Origin of the sequence: Saccharopolyspora shandongensis (genome assembly GCF_900106995.1) — a bacterium.
GTDB classification, from domain to species: domain Bacteria; phylum Actinomycetota; class Actinomycetes; order Mycobacteriales; family Pseudonocardiaceae; genus Saccharopolyspora; species Saccharopolyspora shandongensis.
On sequence record NZ_FNOK01000068.1, the window covers coordinates 23,469 to 46,574 of the forward strand.

General features: G+C 68.2%; 14 protein-coding genes and 3 pseudogenes. 8 read left to right on the forward strand and 9 right to left on the reverse strand.

The genetic code is table 11. The annotated features are described in order from the left end of the window. Positions 1–41: 41 nt before the first annotated feature. The 3 genes and pseudogenes from BLW84_RS40265 to BLW84_RS49605 form a co-directional block, all read right to left on the reverse strand. The gene (locus tag BLW84_RS40265) at positions 42–512 is read right to left on the reverse strand and encodes a GreA/GreB family elongation factor (protein ID WP_093276935.1); all 471 of its coding nucleotides are present in this window, start codon (positions 510–512) and stop codon (positions 42–44) included. 328 nt (positions 513–840) lie between these two features. Next, a complete protein-coding gene (locus tag BLW84_RS40270; RefSeq protein WP_093276940.1) occupies positions 841–1,023 on the reverse strand; it encodes a hypothetical protein in 183 nt (60 codons plus the stop codon). 447 nt (positions 1,024–1,470) lie between these two features. Beyond that, positions 1,471–1,773 (reverse strand): annotated as a pseudogene (locus BLW84_RS49605) (cytochrome ubiquinol oxidase subunit I); the annotation flags it as partial. On the opposite strand from BLW84_RS49605, the gene BLW84_RS48070 reads away from it, so the two are divergent. Both BLW84_RS48070 and BLW84_RS40285 read left to right on the forward strand, forming a co-directional pair. Further along, positions 1,724–2,020, forward strand: a complete 297-nt coding sequence (locus BLW84_RS48070; protein ID WP_177226967.1) for a helix-turn-helix transcriptional regulator — start codon at positions 1,724–1,726, stop codon at positions 2,018–2,020. The pseudogene BLW84_RS49605 and the gene BLW84_RS48070 sit on opposite strands and share 50 nt — an antisense overlap. A gap of 116 nt (positions 2,021–2,136) precedes the next feature. After that, positions 2,137–2,646, forward strand: coding sequence for a GNAT family N-acetyltransferase (locus BLW84_RS40285; RefSeq protein ID WP_093276942.1), 510 nt, complete (start codon positions 2,137–2,139; stop codon positions 2,644–2,646). A gap of 183 nt (positions 2,647–2,829) precedes the next feature. On the opposite strand, the gene BLW84_RS46865 is transcribed toward BLW84_RS40285, so the two are convergent. Then, complete coding sequence (locus BLW84_RS46865; protein WP_143061278.1) at positions 2,830–4,437, reverse strand: hypothetical protein; 1,608 nt, start codon at positions 4,435–4,437, stop codon at positions 2,830–2,832. Positions 4,438–5,954: 1,517 nt separating this feature from the next. On the opposite strand from BLW84_RS46865, the gene BLW84_RS40300 reads away from it, so the two are divergent. Next, positions 5,955–9,236, forward strand: a complete 3,282-nt coding sequence (locus BLW84_RS40300; RefSeq protein WP_218157665.1) for an outer membrane protein assembly factor BamB family protein — start codon at positions 5,955–5,957, stop codon at positions 9,234–9,236. A gap of 87 nt (positions 9,237–9,323) precedes the next feature. After that, positions 9,324–10,658: a nickel/cobalt transporter gene (locus tag BLW84_RS40305; RefSeq protein ID WP_218157666.1), complete on the forward strand. Its 1,335-nt coding sequence runs from the start codon at positions 9,324–9,326 to the stop codon at positions 10,656–10,658. Positions 10,659–10,687: 29 nt separating this feature from the next. Here the strand turns inward: BLW84_RS40305 and BLW84_RS40310 are convergent, their stop codons facing one another. Together BLW84_RS40310 and BLW84_RS40315 are read right to left on the reverse strand one after the other, a co-directional pair. Continuing rightward, complete coding sequence (locus BLW84_RS40310; RefSeq protein ID WP_093276955.1) at positions 10,688–15,352, reverse strand: HAD-IC family P-type ATPase; 4,665 nt, start codon at positions 15,350–15,352, stop codon at positions 10,688–10,690. Continuing rightward, positions 15,349–15,618 carry a hypothetical protein gene (locus tag BLW84_RS40315; protein WP_245761724.1) on the reverse strand — a complete coding sequence of 90 codons (270 nt, stop codon included), beginning with the start codon at positions 15,616–15,618 and terminating at the stop codon, positions 15,349–15,351. Before BLW84_RS40315 ends, BLW84_RS40310 begins: the two co-directional genes overlap by 4 nt. A 421-nt stretch (positions 15,619–16,039) precedes the next feature. On the opposite strand from BLW84_RS40315, the gene BLW84_RS40320 reads away from it, so the two are divergent. Then, positions 16,040–16,270: a hypothetical protein gene (locus BLW84_RS40320; protein ID WP_093276959.1), complete on the forward strand. Its 231-nt coding sequence runs from the start codon at positions 16,040–16,042 to the stop codon at positions 16,268–16,270. A 348-nt stretch (positions 16,271–16,618) separates the two neighbouring features. Here the strand turns inward: BLW84_RS40320 and BLW84_RS40325 are convergent, their stop codons facing one another. After that, complete coding sequence (locus tag BLW84_RS40325) at positions 16,619–17,827, reverse strand: cation:proton antiporter (protein ID WP_093276962.1); 1,209 nt, start codon at positions 17,825–17,827, stop codon at positions 16,619–16,621. Between the two features lie 706 nt (positions 17,828–18,533). Here BLW84_RS40325 and BLW84_RS50220 point away from each other — a divergent pair. Together BLW84_RS50220 and BLW84_RS50225 are read left to right on the forward strand one after the other, a co-directional pair. Then, positions 18,534–19,352 (forward strand): annotated as a pseudogene (locus BLW84_RS50220) (FAD-dependent oxidoreductase); the annotation flags it as partial. Positions 19,353–19,452: 100 nt separating this feature from the next. Further along, on the forward strand, positions 19,453–20,013 hold the full coding sequence (locus BLW84_RS50225; protein WP_342743223.1) for a hypothetical protein: 561 nt from the start codon (positions 19,453–19,455) through the stop codon (positions 20,011–20,013). Between the two features lie 226 nt (positions 20,014–20,239). Here BLW84_RS50225 and BLW84_RS50560 read toward each other — a convergent pair. Further along, positions 20,240–20,353: pseudogene (locus BLW84_RS50560) on the reverse strand (phosphogluconate dehydrogenase (NAD(+)-dependent, decarboxylating)); the annotation flags it as partial. Between the two features lie 231 nt (positions 20,354–20,584). Next, positions 20,585–21,349 carry an SDR family NAD(P)-dependent oxidoreductase gene (locus BLW84_RS40340; protein WP_093276965.1) on the reverse strand — a complete coding sequence of 255 codons (765 nt, stop codon included), beginning with the start codon at positions 21,347–21,349 and terminating at the stop codon, positions 20,585–20,587. 958 nt (positions 21,350–22,307) lie between these two features. On the opposite strand from BLW84_RS40340, the gene BLW84_RS40345 reads away from it, so the two are divergent. Continuing rightward, positions 22,308–23,106: MFS transporter (locus tag BLW84_RS40345; protein ID WP_218157667.1), on the forward strand; the 799-nt coding region annotated here is incomplete at its 3' end.

Below are 23,106 nucleotides of genomic sequence, written 5' to 3' on the forward strand. Positions count from 1 at the left end.
TCATGTGTCGGTGGCGCGGTCCCGTGCTGTTTTTCGGGCGTCTACGGACGGTGATGCCCGTGGGGTACCGCCCGCAGGAGCGTTACTCGCACCGTCCCACCGTTGGGAACGCTGTACGTTCGTTGCTCGCCCTGTCTGGCCCCAGACAGGGCGGCCCCGAGGGGTGACTCGGGCGAGTAGACCGCAAGCCCGTCGAGGTCGGCTCCATCACGCGCGCCGAGCAGGAACGTTTCGGTCTCGCCGTCGTCGAAGCGGACGGTGAGGACCATGCCGGGCTCGGCGACCCCGTCGTCCGGTGGTGCTTGACCGACCACCGCGTTGTACAGCAACCCCTGGATCTCGCGGATGCGGGCGCGCCGGCGCCGCTCATCCACGAACTGGTCGGACTCGCTGTCGACCGTGCCATCGCCACGTTCAGAACCAGCGGAACGGTGGGCGAGCAGTTCTACGAGCTCGTCCCGCAGCCGGTCGTAAGCATCCTGGGTCAACCAGCGGCGTTGAGTAGTGGTCATGGTGTTCCTCTGTGTCGATCGATTGGTTTGGTCGCGGATCTCTAACCGCCGAAATGCGTTCGGCGGTTAGAGGGGTGGTGGTGACTTGCCCGAGCGAGGCCGGTGGTGATCAGGGATGTCCCGGGTGCGTGGCGGCGCGTGCATCGCAGCCCGTGTCCGCTTCGTTGATCAACCTTCCGCGACGCGGATGAAGCCGGAACATGTCTCGGTGCGGTAGCGCGTGCAGGCGCGCAGTGCCGGAGCCGGCGGCCCGCTCAGGGCTCGCTGATCTTGGTAATACGCAGACTGCGTATTACCGCCGCGGTGCTGTATCGGCCGAGAGGGGCGGTCACCGCCGGTTGCGCGCCTGTTTGAACCAGTTGGTCGCATGGTCGGCCGGGCGTGCGCCGGTCACGAACGCGATCCGCGGACCACGACGGGTGTTTTCGATGTCGCCGACCATGACCAGCCCTCCCGTGATTCGACGCAACCGCTCCATGCCGAGGATGGCCGAGGCTTGGGCCGTGCCCATTGTCGTGAGCGAACAAATATCCAATCGATCTTGTCTGCTTTCTCCACTCGTCAGAGCCGGGGGATGTGCTCTTCGTACGCCTTGCGCACCCCGCAACGCTGGAGAGGGCCCAGGCATCAGCTCGAGCGCTGGGAACCCGGTCGAGCCGACACCTGCCGTCGCAGCCGGCCGCAACGCGATCATCGTCAGTGCGCCGATACGGATCCAGTTCAGCGGGTGTGCGATCTTCGGCTCTTCCGAGCACCGAGCCCAACGCGAGCGACCTCGCGATCACCCGGGGACTGCGAGATCAAGGACCCCGTAGTCACGTGCTTTGATATAGGAGGGATGGACAGAGGCACGGGTGCCATGCGCACGGTGCGTCACTTCTTGCGGAAATCGCATTCGCCCTGCCCGGATGGCACCACCGCCTGTGCCGCCTTCTCCGACGGTACGGGCACCTGCGTGTACTGGTCGACCGGTGAGGCTCACGTGCGACTCGAGCCGCATCCGCTCTGAGATGTGCGGGTAGTGCAGCTCGAAGGCCGGGCGCTCGGAGCGGATGCGGGGTAGCTCGGTGAAGTTGTGCCGCGGCGGCGGGCAGGAAGTGGCCCATTCCAGCGAGTTCCCGAATCCCCACGGATCGTCCACTCCGACGGGATCGCCGTAGCGGTAGCTCTTTAGGACGTTGTAGAGGAACGGCAGCATCGAGGCGCCCAAGATGACGGCGTCGATCGTGGAGATCGTGTTCAGCGTGGTGAACCCGTCGGATGTACTGGGGCACGTGGAGCGTTCACTGCTCACAGGCCTGCTGATCGCGCAACAACACAACTACACCGACGAGCTTTCCCGTACGCAGCCTCCTACGCGTCCGCGAACGGTTCGGCGGGTCGTAGACCTGATCCAGGCTCATCCGGATCGGCAGTACACCCTCGGCGAGCTGGCGCGCGTCGCCGGCACGCCGGGCCCGTCACGACCTTCCGGCCGCCCGAATCCGTGCCGTTGCCGCGGCCGTTGAGCAGCTTCAGCGCTGCGGGCTGGGCGATCCTGGGCATCGGATCACCTCCTGCGCCCGCCGTTTGCCGTCTAGGTCCGGTGGATCTCTGAACAGCCGACGCCCGTAGGGTCATTGCCATGTTCGCCGTTTCTTTGGACGACGCTCTGGTCGAGGTCCTGCCCGGGGCGGTTACGAGCCTGTTCACTCCGCAGGACCTGGCCGAACTGGTCGTGCTGCAGCGGTGCTGCTGGGTCTCCGAGGCCATCATGAACAACACCCTGGACGTGCCCGCACTTCACGAGACCCACGACGAGGTCCTGGCCTGGGCGCAGTCCTGGACGACCCTCGTCGTACGCCAGGGTGGACGCCTGGTCGCCGCCGCGCGAGGGCGGATGGAAGGCGAGCAGGACTGGCAGATCGGCCGTCTCATGGTCGCCCCGGACCTGGCCGGCAACGGCATTGGGTCCGCGTTGCTGGCCCTGATTGAAGCCCAGGCCCCAACCTTGGTGCGCCGGTTCGTGTTGTTCACAGGCGGTGCAAGCCAGCGCAACATCCGCACCTACCAAAGGGCCGGATACCAGCTGACCCAGGCCCCGCACGTGCCCGGCCACATTGCAGGAGCCGTGTTCATGACCAAACCACGTTGAGATCACCGCAGCCAGGGCGCGGCGTGGGGGTGACGATCAGCTGCGTGGTGCAGCGTCCATGTTCCAGTTGCGTGGCAATTGGGCATCGTCGCCCGCGTCGCCGGGCTCGCAGGCTGATCGGAAACGGCCACTCCACGCCGGTCACCCATCATTTGAGTGTCCACGTGTCACTGTCCACAGTGGTTATTCTGTTAGGGCTTGCGGTCGTTGTTGTGGGAGGGCTTGTGAGGCGACTCTCCGTGCGGCCAGCCAGCCGATAACCAGGGCGCTGGCGGAGGCGAGGTTGACCGGGCTGATCGCGAGTCCCAGTGTGAGACGCCGCCAGAGCAGACCGCCGGTACGGCCGGTGAGCAGTAGGAGTCCGGCTACTGCGGCGCTTGCTTTGGCCAACCTCGTGGCGGAGATTTCGGTGTGACGGGCTTCGGGAAGAGCGGTCAACACCCGCCACGCGCCGGGCAATCCGTTGCTGGCGAGCAGGTCCGCGTCCCAGGCGATCAAGCCGTCGTCGCGCGCGATGGCGAGCGCGATGTCGCTGTTCACCAGCCCCTGGGCCACGTCCGACCGGGCCTTCGCGCCGGAGGTGTGCCCGGTCGGGCAGGCGATGGTGAGCACCACATGGTGGTCGTCCTGAAGGTGGTGCACCGTTTCGGCCAGGGAGTGGCTGGTGGCCTCATCGATCAGCGCCGCCAGTTCCGGACGGTCCGGGTCTCCCACCAGCACCACCCGCAGGTTCGCCTGGTGCGCAGCGCGCAGCACAGCGTCAGCGAGCGGATCGAGTTCCCAGCTGACCAACACCCGGCCCGTTGTCGTCCCGTCGATTGTCGCCGTGACCCAGTCCGTCTCCGCAAGATCGGGCAGGCGGGACAGCCGCATCCGCGCCTCTGCGGAGGAGCCCGACGATTCGACAGGCGACAGCACGGCACTCGCGGCCTGCCACAGCCGTTGCCGGCTCCATCCATCGGCGGTGGGCTGGACATCCCGCACGACGCGACGTTTCCCACATAGGGCGCTCGGATGCAGCACCACGGTGTCGACCGTGGCGAGCAACCGCAGCCGCTCAGGGGTACGCACCAGCACACCCTCCTGGGCCAGACACCGGCCCAGCTCTGCTTGGAACGCGCTCGGCCCGAATCGGGCCGCCCTGGGCGAGCTCGCCGAAACCGCCTGGGCTGCCACGCTGATGTTGGGCGCCACCACCCAGCTGGCCGCAGCCGCGAGCAGTCCGGCGTTGACTATCGTTCTGCTGTAGATCTCCGATGCCGACTCTCGCGATGGCCGTTGCCGCCGTGGTGGTGCCGGAGCGCTGACCCGCGTTGGGGCACAAAGCTCATCGTGCACGGCGTGAAAGGCCGCCACTCGATTCGCCGCCTCGGCCAACTGATTCGCCCGCAACACCGTATCCAACAGCAGTGTCACGGGCTCCTGACCGAGGCCGTTCACCGCGGCATGCACGGTGGCTCTCACGATCTCCGAACCACGCCGCCCCGCTGCTCGACGCAGCGTTCTGCGCGCCACCGGATGCTCTCGCAGCAGCACGTTTGCGGCTTTGACCCAGCGGGGTAGCGGCGGTAGCAGCAGCATCCGACCTACCACCGCGGCGGTCACTCCAACGGTGTTGAGCGCTACTGTCATGGCGGCGATCCGGACATCACCGAGATCGCCCGGGTGTGCCGGCCGGGCGCCGTCCTGCTCCCGCACGGTCAAGCCGCTTTGCTTCGCAGCTGCGGCAATGGTGTCAACGGCCCGGTCCGTGGCCGCGTCGTCGACGCCCTGAACTACCAGGCGTTGCAAGCCGGGGTTCCAATATGCCAAGCGCACATCCGAATGGCCGGCGAGTTGCTGGGCTATCGCCTCAGCTTCGCGCTTCGGTGCCTCCCCACCGTCCCTGCCGCGTGTGGCGAGGGGAACGTGCACCCACCCGTCCCGGTGCCAAACCGCTGGGTGTGTGCGTGGCACGATCGCGTCACGCACGACGTCTCTCGCTCGAGCTGGGGATGTCGCTGTGCCTGACGCGGTTTTCACGGCCCCTCTGGCCGCTTGAACCGCGGTTCCAAGTTGATCAGCTACTGCTAGCGAGGTGCCGATCACGACACCGACACCGGTGACAGAAAGCCTTGCCACTGAACGAAGGATCATTGCTGTCACCCCCGGTCGGCCGGGCTCTGCGAAGGTCACCAGGAGTCAGGTACGACTCGACGCTGCCGCCGTGTTCGAAGGACGCCAGCTTGTCGACATGAGCGGCGAACTGCGCCCGGCGGGTTTTCCGCTCAGACTCGCCGCAGCTGCCGAGGCCCTCGGCGGCGGCCAGTAAGGGCAAATCCATACGTACCCCGGCGCGGGAGATGCCGCGCCGGTTATCCAGATCCCCCCTTTTTTTCGGTGGAATGCTCCCCGAACGCCCGACAGCAATGTTGGCTCGCCCGTCGGCGAGATGTACGACCGCGCGTTGCAGCCCACCATGGCCTACGCCGCCAGCGCGGTTGGCGAAGTGAGCCGACCGTCAGGACATCTCGGCCCAGCAGGGCGCCGATGAACGTGCTCTTGCCCCGTTCGACCTCGCACCCTCCACCACCCCACCGGTAGTTATCTCACACCGATATGACCGCGGCGAGTCGGGAACAGCGCGGTTCATCAGGGCTGGCCACGGCGCCCACGAAGCCAACTCCGCAGCACTTCGGCGGACACGGAGGCCAACGATGCACAGCGGAAGTCGTGTAGGGCTACCGCATGACGGCTGCGTCAGCATCGGGGATGTACGACGAGATGGCCCTGGCTACAGGACGACCGCGGGAGGCACCACGAACGATATCGTGCTCACCATCGTCACCGGCGCCCTGCCGCAGCGGCTGGCCACCCGGGTACACCCGGTCCACGAGCTCGACCGGCGCACCGGGCGCTGTCGGCTCCAGCCCAGCCGCTGACGCAGAATCGTTCCAGAAGGGGAGTGCCGAACCCGGGTCACTCGCTCGATCACGTCCGTTACCTCGGTGGGCTTCCCCGGCGTCACCGCGTCCACCCAATCGCCCACTTCCCGCCGCCGCGCGGCCAGGAGACCAGCTGGATCGATCCGGGGGGTGGAGGTTACACAATTAATGTCACGGTTCAACAACAGGTCAGATACTGGTGTGGCCAGTGGGTGAAGGCTCGTCCGCAGCCATTCCCTTGGTGATTTGTCGTAAATAGCGTGCCGCGTTGTGAACAGACTCTTACGCGCAGCGGCGAGCTTCGGTCTCGCATCGCTGTTGGCGGTCTTCGGACTGGGCGCAGCGCCAGCCGGCGCCCATGTTTCCCCACAGCATGGTGAACTCGTGGTCGCAAGCCACGGCGACACCACCAGCGGTCGGCTGATCGTGCACCGCGACGTCGTCTCGGCGCAGGACGCGGGCGGGTGGGCGCAGAGTCTGCTGGCCCAGCCCTGCGCGGTGACCGGATCGGGTGTGCCGGGCGACGATGGCGGCGTCCCCGAAGGTGTCGTCGTCGAGCTGGCCTGGAACTGCCCCGTCGAGCAGCTCAACTTGGCCCCGTTGTTGGAGAAGGGCGGGTTGTCGCAGGTCGTCGTGGAGTTCAACGGCGCGACCGCGAACGCCACGCCGCAGCTGCCCATCGTCGATGACACCGGAGCCCACGAACCACCGCAGTTCCCGGTGCTGCCCGTGCTGCTGGCCGTGCTGCTTGCTGCCGCGGTGCTGGCGGGTGTCGTCGGGATCCGCAGGTACGGGCCGCAGGTCCGGGAACTGGTGGCTCACACCCGCCGCCCAGTGCGCGTGGCGATCGCGGGGGTGCTGGCCACCGCGTCGCTGACGCCTGCGGTGGCTACGGCGGCTCCGGTGGCTACGGCGGCGACCGTGCCCGTTCAGGGCGCGATTTTCGCCGACACCAACGGAAATGGTGCGCGGGATCCCGGTGAAGCTCCGCTGCCGGGTGTGTCGGTGACCGACGGTGCGGTGTGGGCCACGAGCGGACCCGACGGTTCCTACCGCATCGACATCGACCCGGCCCGGCGCGAAACCGACCTCGTCAGCGTCGTCTCTCCCAACGGCTACACCCCGGCGCTGCGCGCGGACTTCGTGCCGCAGTTCTTCCGCGAGGTCCCGGCCGGTGACGGCCCGCGGACCGGCGTCGACTTCGCACTCGTACCCGATGCGAACGCGGCCAACCCGACTGAGAAGTGGTTGATGGTCTCCGACACGGAGGTCAGCAACGTCACCGACCAGCAGGCCACCACGGCGCTGCCCAAGTGGACCGGCCAGGTCAACGCGATGTCCGAGGTAGACGGCGCGACCATGACGATCACCACCGGTGATCTCACCGTCACCGACTACGCCGCAGAGCCCCGCCGGCAGGGCGGCTACGACATGCTGCGCAAGGGCCTGACCGACGGCGCGCTGGGCCAGCCGTTCTACCCGGTCATCGGTAACCACGACGTCGGTGGCACCGCCACCTCGCAGGGCTACGGCGGGAGCCTGGAGTACTGGCGCCGCAACATGGGGCCGGAGTGGTACAGCTTCGACCGCAACGGCCGCCACATCGTCGTGCTGGAGGACAACTACGACTCCAGTGGCCTGGCACCGCAGCTGGAGTGGCTGCGCGAGGACCTCAAGCGGCACGCCGTGGGTAAGCAGGTCTTCGTCTTCGCCCACCGGTCACTGTTCACCCGCTGGGGCCCAGGGGCCGGCATGCAGCCGATCGTTGACGAGCTGGCTCGCTACGACGTCCGGATGTTCGCGGCCGGGCACAACCAGCAGGCCGAGTTCCGCCGGGGCGCCTTCGATCGTTCTGTCGAGGTCAACAACCAGGGCACCTATGGCATCGACGGCGCCCACCCGGACTACAAGATCCTCGATTTCAAACAGATCACCGACAGCCCGGCCACGAAGGCCAACGAGGACACCGGTTACGTCACCGGCACGCACCGGCAGTTCGATGTGAACGATGACACCGCGCTGGTCAGCCCTGCGCAGGGCAGCGTCCACCCGACTGGCCGTGACATCCCCGTCGAGCTCTACGCCGAGGACAACGGCCGCACGCCGGCCACCGCGTCGCTGACCATCCGCGACGATCGCGGCAAGACCGTCCGCGAAGAACGCGACCTGCGCTTCGGCGCCAAGGTCGGTAAGCAGGGCATCGTGAACTGCTACACCGCACCCGGCGGCACGGCAGAACCGTGTCCGGAGGCCAGGATCTCGTGGACACGGGTGAGCGACCGCGTCGGCGAGCTCAAGCCCGGCACCTACACCGCCGAGATGACCGCAGTCGACACCACCGGCAAAGCCTGGCCAGCGGCGAAAACCACGTTCCAGGTCGTGCCGGAGAAGGACGTGAAGAAGGCCGAGACCGGCCAGTCCTGGATTCGTCAAGGCGGCGATGAACGCGGTCGGTCCGCCAGCGCCGACGACCCGGGCGCCCAGCTCGACCTGCGCTGGGCGGCCAACACCGGCGAGCAGTTCCACCTCAACGGTGCCGCCATCGTCGACGGCAAGGCGATCGTCGCATCGCAGGCCTTCGACTCGCCGTACAACATGGTGCTCGCCTACGACCTGAAGTCCGGGCGTGAGGCGTGGCGGACCTATGTGGACGGTGACGCCGAGTCGTTCCCGACCGTCCACGGCGGCCGGGTGTACCTGACGACCGGCGTGGGCCGGGTCTACGCGCTGGACGCCAACAACGGCAAGGTCGTCTGGGAAACGATCGACGCCGAGCAACAGCACGGTGACACCGTCCGCCGCTACGGACGTGCGGGCGGCCCGGTCAGCGTGTTCGACCTGCCCGCCGAAAACCGCTCGGTCGCCGTCTACCAGGAATGGGACGGCGTCACCTGCCGAGACGCCGGGAACGGCCAACGCCTGCCGGGCGGGTTCTCCGCCCCGGGCGGCTGGGGTGAGTTCCACAGCACCGCAATCCGCCAGCCCGGTTCGGACACCGCCTACCTGCACTCCGGGTCCAGCCAGTCGCTGATCGCGATGGACCTGCGCACCTGCACCCGCACGGCGGAGGTGAACACCGAAGGCGATCTCTTCAGCTACTCCTCGCCGGCGTTCACCGACCCGCCCCAGGGTGATCCCCAGCTGGTGACGATGACGTCGTCCGGAGCGCGTGGGCACGACCCGAAGGCCGGCCTGGCCGCGACCTGGCACGCGAAGTCCGCCCCGCACTCCTGGTCCTGCGAGCCCGGCCCGCCGCCGGTGACCAGCCCGGCGACGTGGGGCGACATCGCCTACGTCGCCAGCATCGACGGCGTCGTCCGCGCCTACGACACACGCGCGGCCGATCCCACCAAACCGTTGTGGGAAACGCCGGTCGGCTACCTGCCCGGGGAGGACCCGTCGCAGGACGCGTGGCATGTCGATGCCGGCTGCACCACCCCGCCCGCCGGTTCACCGGCCATGCACGCACTGGCCACCGAAACCGTGGTTTACGCGGGCACCTGGGACGGACGCCTGCTCGTCCTGGATCGCGGTACCGGCAAGCTGCTGGCCGAGCACAACCTCGGCGGTGGCGTTGCCTCGGCGCTGTCTGTCAGCGGTGACTGGGTGTACGCCCTGACCGACGACGGCACGATCCACGCCTTCGCAGCACGCCGCACCCCGTAACAACACCCCGGCCTCACGAGCCGCGCCCGCCGCGGCTCGTGAGGCCCTGTCCCGTTCTGACCGACTCTTCGCACCAGGAGTTCGACCGTGCAATCTCGCAACGCGCCGTGGAGGCCGCTTCGCGCAGCCGCCATCGGCCTGCTCGCCGTCGCAGCACTGCTGGGCTTCGCGAGCCAGGCCGCCGCACACCCGCTGGGCACACCGGCGGTGGCCAAAGTCGAAGCGCGCGATGCCGTCGTCGAGCTCAGCTGGTCGGCCGCTGCCGACGACCTCGTCGCGCTCGGCCGCAAGACCGGGGTCCTGCCGCCCTCGGACGTCTCGACCGATAACGCGGCCCAAGCCCAGCGGCTGTCCGGATCGACCACCGTGGCCGCCTACCTGAGTTCGCACATCGGCGTCAACCAGAACGGTGTTCCCTGCCGCGAGGACACAGTGGACACCGGCGGCATCGCGCAGCAGGGCGCCCGGCTGCGCTATGCGTGCCCGGAAACCGTTGGTGCGGTGGAGATCACCATCACCGCCTTGACGGACATCGACCCCGCGTATCGCACGATGTCGGTGACCGAAACGGGGAACGGCGGCCTGCACACCGCCACCGAACCGAGCCGGATGCTCGTGCTCGCAGGTTCTTCAGCTACCGCGCCCACCGATCGAACTGAACAGCCGATCTGGACCACCGATCTAACCCAGTTGCTGGACAGTGGTGTCTTCCTGCCGTTGGCCCTGCTCATCGCGGCATTCGTGGGCGCCTTCCACGCCTTCGCCCCCGGGCACGGGAAAGCACTCGCGGCGGGCTACCTCGTCGGCGGACGCGGCCGGACCCGGGACGCCCTGGTGCTGGCAGCCATCGTCGCCCTGATGCACACGGTGTCCGTGACAGTGCTCGGCATCGGGTGGTGGATCGCCGCCGAACACGTTCCGGACATTGCCGCCGTGACACGGTGGCTGCAGCTGATCGGCGCGCTCCTCGTCGTCGGAGTGGGCGTGGCGCTCCTGCGCCGCCACCTGCGCACCCGACACCACGGCCACGGCCACGGCCACGGGCACGGGCACGGGCATGGGCATGGCCACGGGCATCCGGCCGAATCGCTGCTGACTTGGCGGGGCATCGTGCTGCTCGGCACATCAGGCGGACTGCTGCCCTCGCCTTCGGCTTTCCTCGTGCTCCTCAGCGGACTGCTTGCCGGTCGAGCCGGTGCCGCAATGCTCATGGTGGCTGCCTTCGGCATCGGAATGGCAGCAGCACTCGCCGCTGTCAGCCTGGCGGTGCTCCGCGGCCGCGACGCACTGCTCACGCGCGCATCGACGTCTCACCGCCTGCGAACGTGGAGCCGCCGCCTACCGCTGGCCGCCGCGACAACGGTGACGATCAGCGGCATGGCGGCATCCGTAGTCGCGGCGAGCGGCATCCTCATCCCCTGAGGTCAGCTCCCGCATCGCGATCACAGCTGCTACCTGGGATCACAGGTTGTACGTGGCAGGTAATGCGGACGACGCCTGGATGTCCGGAGGTCGGTGTCAGCGGGAGCGGACTCTGCGTGGTCCTGCGCATCTTCTTCGACGCGGTTGTCGGGGCGGTCGTGTTGTTCGGGTTGGGTGTGGTCGGCCAGGGTAGGCGCTTGAACCCGAGCGATCCGGACGGAGCGGGGCTTGCGGCCCTCGCGATTACGGGGCGCTGCGTCCCGGTCTGTGTCGTGGTGATCGGCCACGGCCTCGATTTTCTCGTCGCGTTCGGGCCGCGTGGTCTGGTGGCCGCGTGCCCGCGGCTGGAGGAGGAGGCCGGCGGCGCTGGCGGCGACGGTGCACCCCAGGGCGATGGCCCAGCCGTGCGGCAGTAGGGGTGTGGAGCCGAAGAAGTGACTGAGTCCGGGGATCTGCACGACCGCGGCCAGCGCCGCCATGGACACGAGCGCGCCGGCCACGACCAGTGGGGTGCGTCCGCGGATGACCAGGGTCTGGCCGAGCTGGGCGCCGACGAGTGCGACGAGAGCGACGGTGTCGGCGTGTCTGCGGGTGCCGGTGACGCGGCCGAGGATCCAGGCGGTGAACGCGGCGGAGGCGGTGATGATGCCGCGTCGGTAGATGTCGCGGTGCAGTGCGGCACCGAGGGAGGCGTCGGGCCCTTCCTCCAGGAGCATTTCGGGCGTGATCTCCGGTGGGGGGCGTACCGCGATCGCCATCGCCGGGATGACGTCGGTGAGCAGGTTGATCAACAGCATCTGGCGGGCGTTCATCGAGCCGCCGGGGGTGAGCAGGCCTGTGGCGACGGTGAAGAGGACTTCGCCGAGGTTGCCGCCCAGCAGCAGCGCCAGGGAGTCGCGCACCGAGGCCCACATGGCGCGCCCTTCGACGATGGCGTCCACGATCGTTTCAATGCGGTCGTCGGTGACCACGACGTCGGCGGCTTCACGGGCGGCCGGCGTGGCGCGTTCTCCCAGCGCGATGCCGATGTCGGCGATCCTGATCGCGGGTGCGTCGTTGGCACCGTCGCCGGTGACAGCGACCACGCGGTCGGTGCGCTGCAGTGCTTGGACGATGCGTGCCTTGTGCGCTGGGGTGGTGCGGGCGAATACCGCGATATCGGCGGCCTTGGCGGACAGCTCGTCGTCGTCGAGGGCGTCGAGTTCGGTGCCGGTCATGACCTGGTGGCCGCCCAGGATGCCGAGTTCGGCGGCGATGGCTTCGGCGGTGCTGGGGTGGTCACCGGTGATCATGATGATCTGCACGCCTGCCTGCTGCAGCTGGTGCACCGAGGCGGCCGCGGTGGGGCGGACCGGGTCGGCCAGGGCGATCAGGCCGGTCAAGTGGAGGTCGCGCAGGCGGGAGTCGTCGAGGTCGCGGCGGCCGGTCGCGGGCCGTTCGGCGACGGCCAGCACGCGGTATCCCTGGCGCGCCAATCGGTCGAATTCCTCTTCCACACCACGGCGCGCGGCATCGTCGAAGGCCACGTCCCCGTCGTCGCGGCGCCAGCGGGTGCACTGGGCGAGCACGACTTCCGGAGCGCCCTTGATGCTGAGCAGGTGGTCGCTGCCGACCCGCCCGAGCACCATGTGGTAGCCCCGTGAGGGTTCGAAGGGGAGTTCTTCGATGAGTTGCCATCCCGAGGTGCCTTCGCTCGGCTGGACACCGAGGGTGCGGGCACCCTCGACGACCGCGCGGTCGGTGGGGTGCGGCAGGAATTCGCAGTTGTCGGCCAGCGGGCTGGCTCGCAGCGCCGCGGCGAGGATCTTTCTCTCCACTGTGGATAGGTTTGCGACGGTGCGGGTGGTGGCCCCATCGGATACCCCGCGCAGGGCGATGCGTCCTTCGGTGAGGGTGCCGGTCTTGTCGAAACACAGCACGTCCGCTCGGCCCAGCGCCTCGATCGTCGAGGAATTGTGCACCAGGGCACCGCGTTTCGACAGCCGTCGGGCCGCGGCCAACTCGGCCACGGTCGCAACGAATGGCAGGCCCTCCGGTACTGCTGCGACGGCCAGGCTCACCGCTCGGCCCAAGGCCGCGCCGAAGGGCTGACGCCGAATCAGGTCCGCGACCAGTAGCAGTCCGCCGGCTCCGATCGAGATCGGCACGGTGACCTTGGTCAGGGTCCGCAAACGCGCCGCCACCCCTCCAGGCCGGTCCGTGGCGTCGTCGGTGCCTGCCGCGCTGCCGGCTTCGGTGGCCTCTGCGGTGGCGACGACGACCGCGACGGCGCGCCCGGCCGCGATCGCGGTGCCCTGGTACAGCATGCAGCGCCGGTCGGCCACCTCGGCCGCGGGCGTGGCGGCGGTGGTCTTGGCCACGAGCTGGGATTCGCCGGTCAGGCTGGACTCGTCGACCTCGACCCCGTCGGCTTCCAGCAGCCGGCAATCCGCGGGGACGGCGTCGCCTGCCACCAGGTCGATGACGTCGCCGACTACGAGTTCATCGGCGGGCACGCGGGTGCGTTTTTCCTTGCGGCGCAATGCGACCGGGATCGTCGTGGCATCCAGGAGTTTGCGCAGAGCGCGGTCGGCGCTGACCCGTTGCACGCCGCCGATCAGCGCGTTCAACCCCAGCACGGCGCTGATGATGATCGCATCGGCGGTCGCTCCGATGCTGGCGGAGATCCCGGCACCGCCGGCCAACGCGGGGGTCAGCGGGCTCGCCAACTCGTCCAGGCTCGCGAGAACCAGGCTGGTCCGGCCCGGCTGTGAGTGGTCCTGGCGTCCGAGTGCGCGCTGCTGCGCATCAGCGTCGGTCAGACCGTTCGGTGAACTGCGGAGCAGTTCCAGCACTGTGGACGGAGACATGGTGTGCCAGGGTGTGCGGGCGGTGTCGGACGGTGCCGGGCGTCGACCCGCTTGCATGCCCCAATATGCACCGGCGCCGAGGGCCAGCAGCGCACAGGTGGAAACGGGCACGGCCGCGCGGGCTTGGCTGCCCGCGGCAGGCCCGAGTGCGGCCAGCAGGGCGCCGCAGGCGGAGCCGATGACGGCGAGCTGGGCACTGCGTCGGCTGACGGTGCGCGCGGTGGGGATCAATCGCAGCAGCGCGCACGCCTCGCCCAAGCCGGGACCAGTGATCAGATGCGCGCCCCACGGAGGCGGCCCGTCGCCGGTGACGCCGATTCCGAGATCGGCGGCGGCCAGGCCCGCACGACTACGCGCCGAGACCACGGCGACGCTGCGGCCATCGGACTGCAACTCCCGCACGAGTGCTGCGAAGTCCGCGCCGACTGGTACGACGCGATCGACATCGAATTGCCCCGCGAGCCGCGTGTCTGTTCCGGCGATCACAACGGTGCCCACCTCACGGGCGGCCGCGAGGAGTTCACCGGTCAGCGGCTCCAGTTCCTCCTCGACCTCCACGATGGCAACCGGGTGCCCATCCCGGTTGAGCGAACAGGTTCGCACCCCCGAACCGGCCGCCCGCCGGAACGTGCCTTCCCGCTCCCAGCGCGACAGATCTTCGTCGCCAAGCCGTGACAGCGCCCAGCCGTCGCGTTTCGCGTCCGCGTGCACCACCACGCCGACCAGAGCGTGTGCGCGCTCCCACAACCTCGTGATGTCGACCTCACCGTTGAGCGGAATCACGTCGCGCACCCGCTGCGTTCCGGGCTGCACGGCAGTCGCGTCGATCACGACCGTGTCGATCCGGTCCAATCTGCGGAGAACTCGTGGATCGAACACCAGCGCGTGGCGCTCGGACACCGCGATCCCGAGCTGTGCCGCGAACGCGTCCCGGCCCACCCCGGCCGCTCGTGGCACACCCGCGACCAGGAACCCCTGCGCGCGCTGCGGACTTCGTGTTACTGCCAGGGTTCCCAAGAAGGCTGCGGGTCCGGCCACCGCCGAAATGTTCGCCACCCGCTCGATCGGCCCGTTGGGCAGTGGCGCGGGGCGGGTACCCACCTCGACAGGCTCGCACCGGTGGTACTCGGGCCGGTCCCCGAGCTCAGCCTCCCGCCGAGCCCAGCTCCGCTGCATCGCCTGGGACTCCCGCACCAGGCAGAACCGATGGGTGGCATCCGCCAACAAGGTCGTCGGCCGCTGCGCCAAGGTGTTCGCTGCAGCACTCCCGAGACCGAACAGCAGATCCGTGGCCGCCCAGCCCACCCGCGCTTGGACAGCGCCGCGGATCCGCTGCACGGAGTCAGCGGTGGAGACCAACGCCGGAATCGACTGCGCCAGAGCGGGTACGGGCAGCCAGTGGGCCGCCGCGGCGTAACCCAAGCCCGCCAGGTTCGCCCCCATCACGACCGCGTTGCCGAACACCCTGGCGACATCGCCCGGGCGCACAGTGCTGGACTCGCTGCGGGAACGGTCGGCCATCCCGCTGGCCACCTCGGCTTCTTCTACCGCGCTGACCAGTTCGGCAAGCTCGATCAGCTCCGCGTCGTAGGAGATGATCACCCGGCCCAGCACCGCATTGACCTCGGCCCACCGCACACCGGCCAGCTGCTTCAGCTGACCGGTGATCTCTTCGGCCGCCGATTCGGTCCCCAGCTCGTGCACGCCCCGTACCTCGATGTGCGCGCGCCCGTCAGCGGTCCATGCCCGCCGCCCACCGTCGCCGCCCATGACGGCGCGCGCGACAGTCGCCGCCGGTGCCGCGAGCTGCGACGCCAGGGTTCTCAACCCGGCAAGCAGCGTCACGCGCTGGTGCGGTCCGAGCGAGCCCCGGACCTCGCCGGTGAGGAGCCTGAGGTTCCCTTGGCGGCGCGCTGGGCGACCAGCGTGCCGATCCCGATCGCGGCCGCCACCGGCCACTCGATCACCGACAACGCAGCCAGCGCACCCAGGCCGCCGAAATACGCCAGCTGCCCGGGTGAGGGAAGGTTCTCCCGCACGCTGTTGACCACGCTCGTGACATTCTCCTGACCCGGGATGTGCATCTCCGGGAGACGGAACTCCGCCGTCACAAACGGCAGCCTCACCGTCGCGGGCCGCCGGCCGTCGGCCTTCCCGGAGGCGCTCCGCGAGCGATCACCACGGGAACCACCGGAGCGTCCGGCTTCAGACTTCGCGTTCTGGCTTCTGGTCGCCACGACGCCTCCCCGAGCGGAACGAACAACGAGTAAGTAGTGAGGCTACGTCCAGTGACGGGACATTGAAGACTCGAAATCGGAGATATGCCCATTTCAAGTGAAGGTGATCCACGATGGGCAGGTCTTGTCAACAGAAGGTAGCCGCTCGTGGATCTCGTCCGAGCAGAAGCCAACAGGTGACTTGCGTGCTGGCCGACTTCCTGGCCAACACAGCGCCCACCGGCGCGACGTACGACATTGATGGTGGGCAGCAGTTCGTCTCCTCATGAACACACGACACTGAACGGAGGTCGAGATGGAGCAAGAAGTAGTCGGGTACGAGCGCGATATCCGTCCGCTGTTCCGCGAAGAGGACGTCAGCTCGATGTCAATGGCGTTCGATCTCGCGTCCTACAACGACGTTCGTGCCAACGCCGACAGAATCCTCGCGAAGCTCTCGGATGGGTCGATGCCCTGCGACGGCCCTTGGCCGGAGGAGCGGGTCGAGCTCTTTCGCAGTTGGGTGAACGCCGGCTGTCCGGCCTGAAGGAGGAGGTCATGGAGTCCCTGGTCGAGTTCGAGATCAATGTTCCGTAGGGGACACCGGAGACCGAGGCGAACAGTGCGAGAGCGCCGATGCCGCCGCCTCCGCCGACCTGGCTCTCCAGTGTGCGGAGGTGCCCTGGTCGCGGAGGCGGGGGGAGGTAGTCGCGTACGTGGACGGGCAGGATTTCGTGCATGCGCATGTCCGCGAATCGAGCTACGGCCTCGGCTCTACTGGCGTTGGGCTCACCTCGGTGTCATTCACCTTGCCCAACGACTTCAAGCAGTGATCAGTAATGGGATTCTCCCGACCGCGCTACGGGCGGCGCGGCGAGGCCCGTTATACGGCCTATTACTGGGATCTGCGCGGTCGTGCGGCGCTGTCCAGGTCCCGACGCCGGAGCACCGCGAGCGCGGCTGCGGGGAAGAGCAGTGTGGATAGCAGGCCAGCGCAGACCAGCGCTGCCGCGTTGACCGGCAACAGCAGACCGAGCACGACCCCGATCTGTGCCGCGGTGACGATCAACGGCAGCGAGGTGGCCTGGAGCAGCGCCGCCGCCACCGACGCCCACACCCCGATGACCCTGAGGTAGAGCACGGCTGGCACCCCTCGCACGATCAGCAGTGCGAGCAGGAACACGGGCACCCGCAAAAGCGCCGAGGTGCTGGAGAACAATGCATGCAGGTCCAACTGCAGGCCACTGGTGATGAAGAAGACCGGGACCAGGAATCCGTAGCCAATCGCGTCGAGCTTCGTCCGGAACCTCGGGTGGGTGGTGGTGTCGCGATCGATGGTTCCGACGAGTACGCCGGCCACGAACGCCCCGAGAATGGTCTCCAGGCCGATCCGCTGGGCCAGCACGACGAAACCGATCAGCAGCGCCACCGCAGCCCGGACGCGGAGTTCTGCGGTGGTGTCCTGCAACCGGAGGAACACGCCGCCGAGCCGCACCGACCGGTCGGCCAGCGATACCGCGACGCCGACTGCCGCCACCAGGGCCGCGAACACGACCAGCCTGACGAGCCGCTCGCCGATGTTTCCTCCCGACGTGGAGAACAGCAGGGAAAGCAGCAGCACGCTGCCGAACTCGGCCACCGAGGACGCGGCGATCACTTGCAGTCCGGTTCTGCTCTCCATCTGGTCGGCATCGATGAGCACCGGCACGATCAGGCCCAGCGAGGTCGCCGACAGCGCCACGGCGACCAGCAGCGGGCTGCGCACCCAGTCCAGCGAGCTGAACACCTGTCCGGCAAGGACACTGATCAGCAACGTGATCCCGTAGCCCGCCAGCGCCACACGGGCTAGGTGGCCGCGCATGCGGCGCATGTCGATCTCCAGGCCGGCCAGGAAAAGCAGGAACGCCAGCCCGAGCAGCGCCAAGATCTGCACCGGGCTGTCAACCTGGATCACCTCCAGACCGGAGGGACCGAGCACGATTCCCGCGGCGATGGCCACAACCACGGAAGGGATGCGAACGCGGGGGAAGAAGCCGAGAAAAGTCGGCGTGCACAGGGCGATCAATGAAACGAAGAACAGGTTCGCGAACGAAACCTCAGGCATGCCCGGCCCCCTCTCCCGGGCTCAGCACCCCCTGCGCAGCAGCCGTGGAACGCCACACCCGTTGCCGGCGGCGATGGCCGCTTCGCCGAGGCTAATGCCCCTGTCGTTGCGTGGCACTGGGAGCGCGCCATGACGCTCGAACCGGCGTCGGACCGTTGGTGGTGCGGTCGAGCACCAACACGCCGTCGGTGAAGGCGTGCCATGTCGACGCCAGTTGATTCACGGGGTGCGCACGGGGGCGGCGACACCCGAGCGGTACCGCTCCGCGATGACCGGCACGTCTACGCGCCGCTAGAGCTCCTCGGCATCCAGCGCACAGAGTCCACTCCGACTTCCGCTCGTAGAGTGCGACCGGGCAGCCAAGCAGGCGCGGGTTAGCTTTTCGGCGAGCAGCACGTTGGTGGGACGGTTGCCCGCCATCACGCGGTGCGGCACGAGCGCCGGTTCGGTGCCCTCGGAGCTCGGTTTTGCCGAATGCCAGTGCGCGAGCCTGCGCGAAGACGTTCGAGCAAAACTGCGAAGCAGCGCACCCTGGGTGACCCTGGCAGCGGGAGGGCCATCGAATCTGGCGCTGCTCGGGTGCGGGAGCCAAGACTGCGCTGATGAGACCTGCTGGTGGCAATCGAGGCGATGATCTCAGGCGCCGGTAACCGCGCCCTCCCAAAGGTTTTTTCGGCGGCGCCGAGGAGGCACGGAGGGGGAGGCCATGAGCATCGAGTCTGCTGGAGGCTCTTCGACGCGTAGCTATGACGTGGTGGTGATCGGCTCGGGTCCGGTGGGCCAGACCGTGGCCGAGCGCAGCCGTGCTGCGGGATTGAGCGTGGCGGTGGTCGAGCGCGAGCTGGTCGGTGGGGAATGTTCGTATTGGGCATGTATTCCCAGCAAGTCGCTGCTGCGTTCGGTGGTCTCGGTAGCCGATACCTGCCGAGTCGAGGGCGCGCGGGAGATCGTCAACCCGCCGGTCGACACGGCGGCGGCGTTCGCCCGCCGCGACGGGTTCGTGACGAGCTGGCATGACGACGGGCAGGCGGACTGGGTGCGGGGGATCGGTGCCGATCTGGTTCGCGGCCACGGGAGGCTGGACGGGCCCCGGCAAGTGGCCGTCGAGACCGGTGAGGATGGGCGCGTGGTGCTCACCGCTGGGCATGCGGTGGCCATCTGCACCGGCAGCCGCCCGGCGTTGCCGGACCTGCCCGGCATTGCCGAGGCCCGGCCGTGGACCAATCGCGAGGGCACCGACGCCCACGCCGTACCGGGGCGGCTCGCCATCGTCGGCGGTGGTGGTGTTGGGGTGGAGATGTCCAGCGCCTGGCATGGCCTGGGTGCCTCGGTGACGCTGCTGGTCCGCGGTCCGCGCCCATTGCCGCGGATGGAGCCGTTTGCCGGTGAGGAAGTTGCGCGCGGGCTCGCCGAGGCCGGTGTGAACGTGCGCACCGGAGTGTCCGTAACCGGGCTGCGCCGCCCGGGTGGGACCGGGCCGGTCACGCTGATGCTCGACGACAGTGAGCTGGAAGCCGACGAGGTCCTGTTCGCCACTGGCCGGGCACCGCTGACCGACGACATCGGCATGGAGACGGTGGGTCTCACCCCCCGGCAGTTGGCTGGAGGTCGACGACACGTGCCGGGTGCGTGGCGTCGACGATGGCTGGCTGTACGCGCTGGGCGATGTCAACCGTCACGCCCTGCTGACGCACCAGGGCAAGTACCAGGCGCGGATCGCCGGCGCCGCGATCGGTGCTCGCGCCGCTGGGCAGCTGCTGGACACCAGCGCGTGGGGTGCGCACGCCACCACCGCCGATTCCCGCGCGGTGCCGCAGGTCTTCTTCTGCGACCCGGAGGCCGTCGCGGTCGGGCTGTCGGCCGAGCAGGCCGAGCAATCCGGCTACGGCGTGCAGGTGGTCGATGTCGATCTCGGTCAGGCCGTCGCCGGGGCGAAGCTGTACGCCGACGGCTACCGCGGCTGGGCGCGGATGGTCGTCGACGCTGACCACGGCACCCTGCTGGGCATGACCTTCGTCGGCCCAGGCGTCAGCGAGCTGCTGCATTCGGCCACCGTCGCCGTCGCCGGCCAGGTGCCCATAGACCGGCTCTGGCACGCCGTGCCCTGCTTCCCGACGATCAGTGAAGTGTGGCTGCGGCTGCTGGAGACCTATCGGGACACATCAACGACCACGTCGAGGAGGTGAATCATGGCGGCAGAGCTGCCGAACACCGCAGCGTTGACTGGTGGCACCAGTGGTATCGGCGAGCCACCGCGACCGCGCTTGCCGGACTCGGTGCCCACGTCGTAGTCCGGCCACCGAGCCGCGTCGCCACACCTCAGCCACCTCGGCGCCGTCGATGTCGTAGCGGTAGGCGCCCGGGTCGCGCAGCGGCGCTGTTTCGGTGTCGACGGTGCGTTCCCCGCTTTCCGCCGTCGGCGTTTCTGCTGATGCTCAAGCCTTCGGCGATGATGGCCATCATCCCGTATCCGATTCCGTTGTGGACCATCTTGACGAAGTGACCGGCACCGTTGGGTCCACAGTGGAGGTATCCGTGTGGATCCAGTGCGCGGCGGGGAAGTCGTAAAACGCGAGCAGTTCGCCCGCGTCGGTGATCTTCTCGACGGCGCGTGATCACGATGTGGTGTCCAGATCACTAGCGGAGGTCCTTTCCCATACCCGCCACCGGCATCAAGGACAGGCACGTTGGGGGACAGCGTTCTATCCCTGATGATGCGCGCCGGAGTGGACTCAGGTGAGGAGCGGGACTGCTAGCTCAGGCCTGGGCAAGTCCTCCGTCGACGAAAAGTTCAGCACCGGTGGTGAAACTGCTGGCATCAGTTGCCAGGAAGAGCGCGGCTGCGGCTACCTCGTCCGGGGCTCCCAGCCGGCCGAGGGGCATGCCGGCCAGGAGAGCATCCTTGAAGTCGGTTTCCGGAGCCGGATCGGCCGCGACGCCGGAAAACATCGGGGTCTCGATCGGACCTGGGCTGACCGCATTGACCCGGATGTGGCGCCCTGCCAGCTCCACCGCCCAGGTCCGCGCGAAGTTGCGAACGGCGGCCTTGGTGGCGCTGTAGACGCTCGACGCCTCGACGCCCTTGGACGCGGCGATGGACGACGTCAGGATGACCGACGCGCCATCCGCCAGCAGCGGCAGCGCCTTCTGCACCGTGAACAGCAGCCCCCGGACGTTGACGCCGAAGAGGCGGTCGAAATGCTCCTCGCTGACGTCTTCCAGCCGCGCGAGCTCGGCCACACCCGCGTTCGCGAACAGCACGTCGATGCGGCCGCTGTGGTCCCCGACCCGGGCGTAAAGGCGGTCGAGATCCTCGAGTGAGGATACGTCGCTTCGCACGGCGATGGCTTGTCCGCGGTCGTTCTGTGCGTTGATCGCCTTCGCCGTGGCGTCCAACTCGGCCTGTCGTCGACCGGTGACGAACACGGTCGCACCTTCCAAGGCGAAACGCCGAGCAGTGGCCGCTCCAATGCCCTCGGAACCGCCGGTGATCACGGTGACTTTCCCTTCGAGCTGCCCCATGAGACATCCCTCCCCGCCCGCCGATGCTCCCCGTGCCGAAGCCCCGGTCACATGGCCCTTCGCCCTCAGAACACATGTGCGCGAACCGGACTTCTACTCGCTTGCAACCGAGCTCACGCCCGAACCTCGCCCAGTGGCGCGGGCGGGCCAGGCTGGACGCCGCGCGCCCGGATCGCGTTCGCGGTAATCCTCGGCCGGGATGCTCCACCGCTGCTGCTCGCCGCGGCCAACCGCCTCGCACCTCTCGGCGCCGTGCTGGTGCGTGAAACCTACCTGGAAGCCGTTGAAGCGGCGATGTTCGGATTCTGTCAGTGTTGAGTGAAATTACCCCACGCCCGATAGGCCTTCTCCCAGCCCTGATCCCGATCCGCCTGGAGCACCGTGAGATCCTCCGGTCGCTGGCGAGGTGCATCGAGACCTGCGCGCTGGTCGTCGTCGAACAGACCGTATAACGTCTCCCGCAACCACAGACCGTGCCGAACGAGACCTTAAGCGCTGCGTCGCCTTCTCGGCCCGAACGTGCCCGAGCGCTGATCCATTCGCCAACGCCAACCACCTCGTATCTGACGGACACGACCTGCCCTCGGTGGCGCTCCTGAACCCCGGCCTGGCCCGCTGCCGGAGACAAGATCGCACCGTCCGAAGACGACTCTTTCCTGCGGCCATGGCTATCGTAATATTGACGTACGTCACAAGAACGCCATATCTTCTATGGAACCGGCGGCCCGGACGCCCCCAAGAACAACCGTCGTCAGCCCGGTCAGCACGTCCAGCCTCCCGGAGGAGGACCAGTGCCCAGTTCGCCCACTTCTAGGCGCAGTCTGCTTGGTCAGAAGCCGCGGATGCGGTCACTGGCCAGGAGAAAAACGATCAACGGTTACGACGAAGACCGGTGAAAACCCGTCGCTGCGCACGCATTTCTGGCGCGCATTCCGCCCCGAAGAATGGGAATGATCAAATGACAACCCAGAAATTGCCTGCCACCGAGCAGCGCTCCAGCAGATTCGTCGTGGTGGCGCTGTGCTGCGCCGCGATCATCGTCGACGGCTACGACCTGATCGTCTACGGCACCGTGCTGCCGACCCTCTTGGACGGCAGCGCCGAGTGGACGCTCACCAAGCAGCAAGCAGGCAACATCGGCGCCTACGCGTTGATCGGGATGCTGCTCGGCGCGATCGGCGTCGGCACCATCACCGACCTCGTCGGGCGCCGCCGCATCATGATCGGCTGCATCACCTGGTTCTCCGCCGCGATGGCACTGGCCGCGCTGGCACCCGACCCGACCTGGTTCGGGCTGGCCCGGTTCATCGCTGGCCTCGGCCTAGGCGGCGTGGTGCCCACCGCGATCGCGCTGACCGTCGAATACGCCCACCCCCGGCGCCGCGTGATGACCAACGCGATCATGTTCTCCGGCTACTCCATCGGCGGCATCACCGCCTCGCTGACCGCAATCGCAGTGCTCCCGGCCTTCGGCTGGCGGGCCATGCTCTGGATCGGCGCGGCCCTCGGCACGATCCTGGTGCCGCTCACGCTCCGCCTGCTACCGGAATCACCGAGCTACCTGCTCGCCCGCGGCCGCGCCGACCAAGCCCACGCGCTTGCCGACCGGTTCGGCCTTGAACTGGACGAGTCCGCCCCGACCGACAAGCAGCTAAGTGGCCGGTCCGGACTCAAGGCGCTGTTCAGCCCCAAGCTGCTGCCCGCGACGCTGCTGTTCTGGCTGGGCAACGGAGTTGGTCTGCTGCTGGTCTACGGAC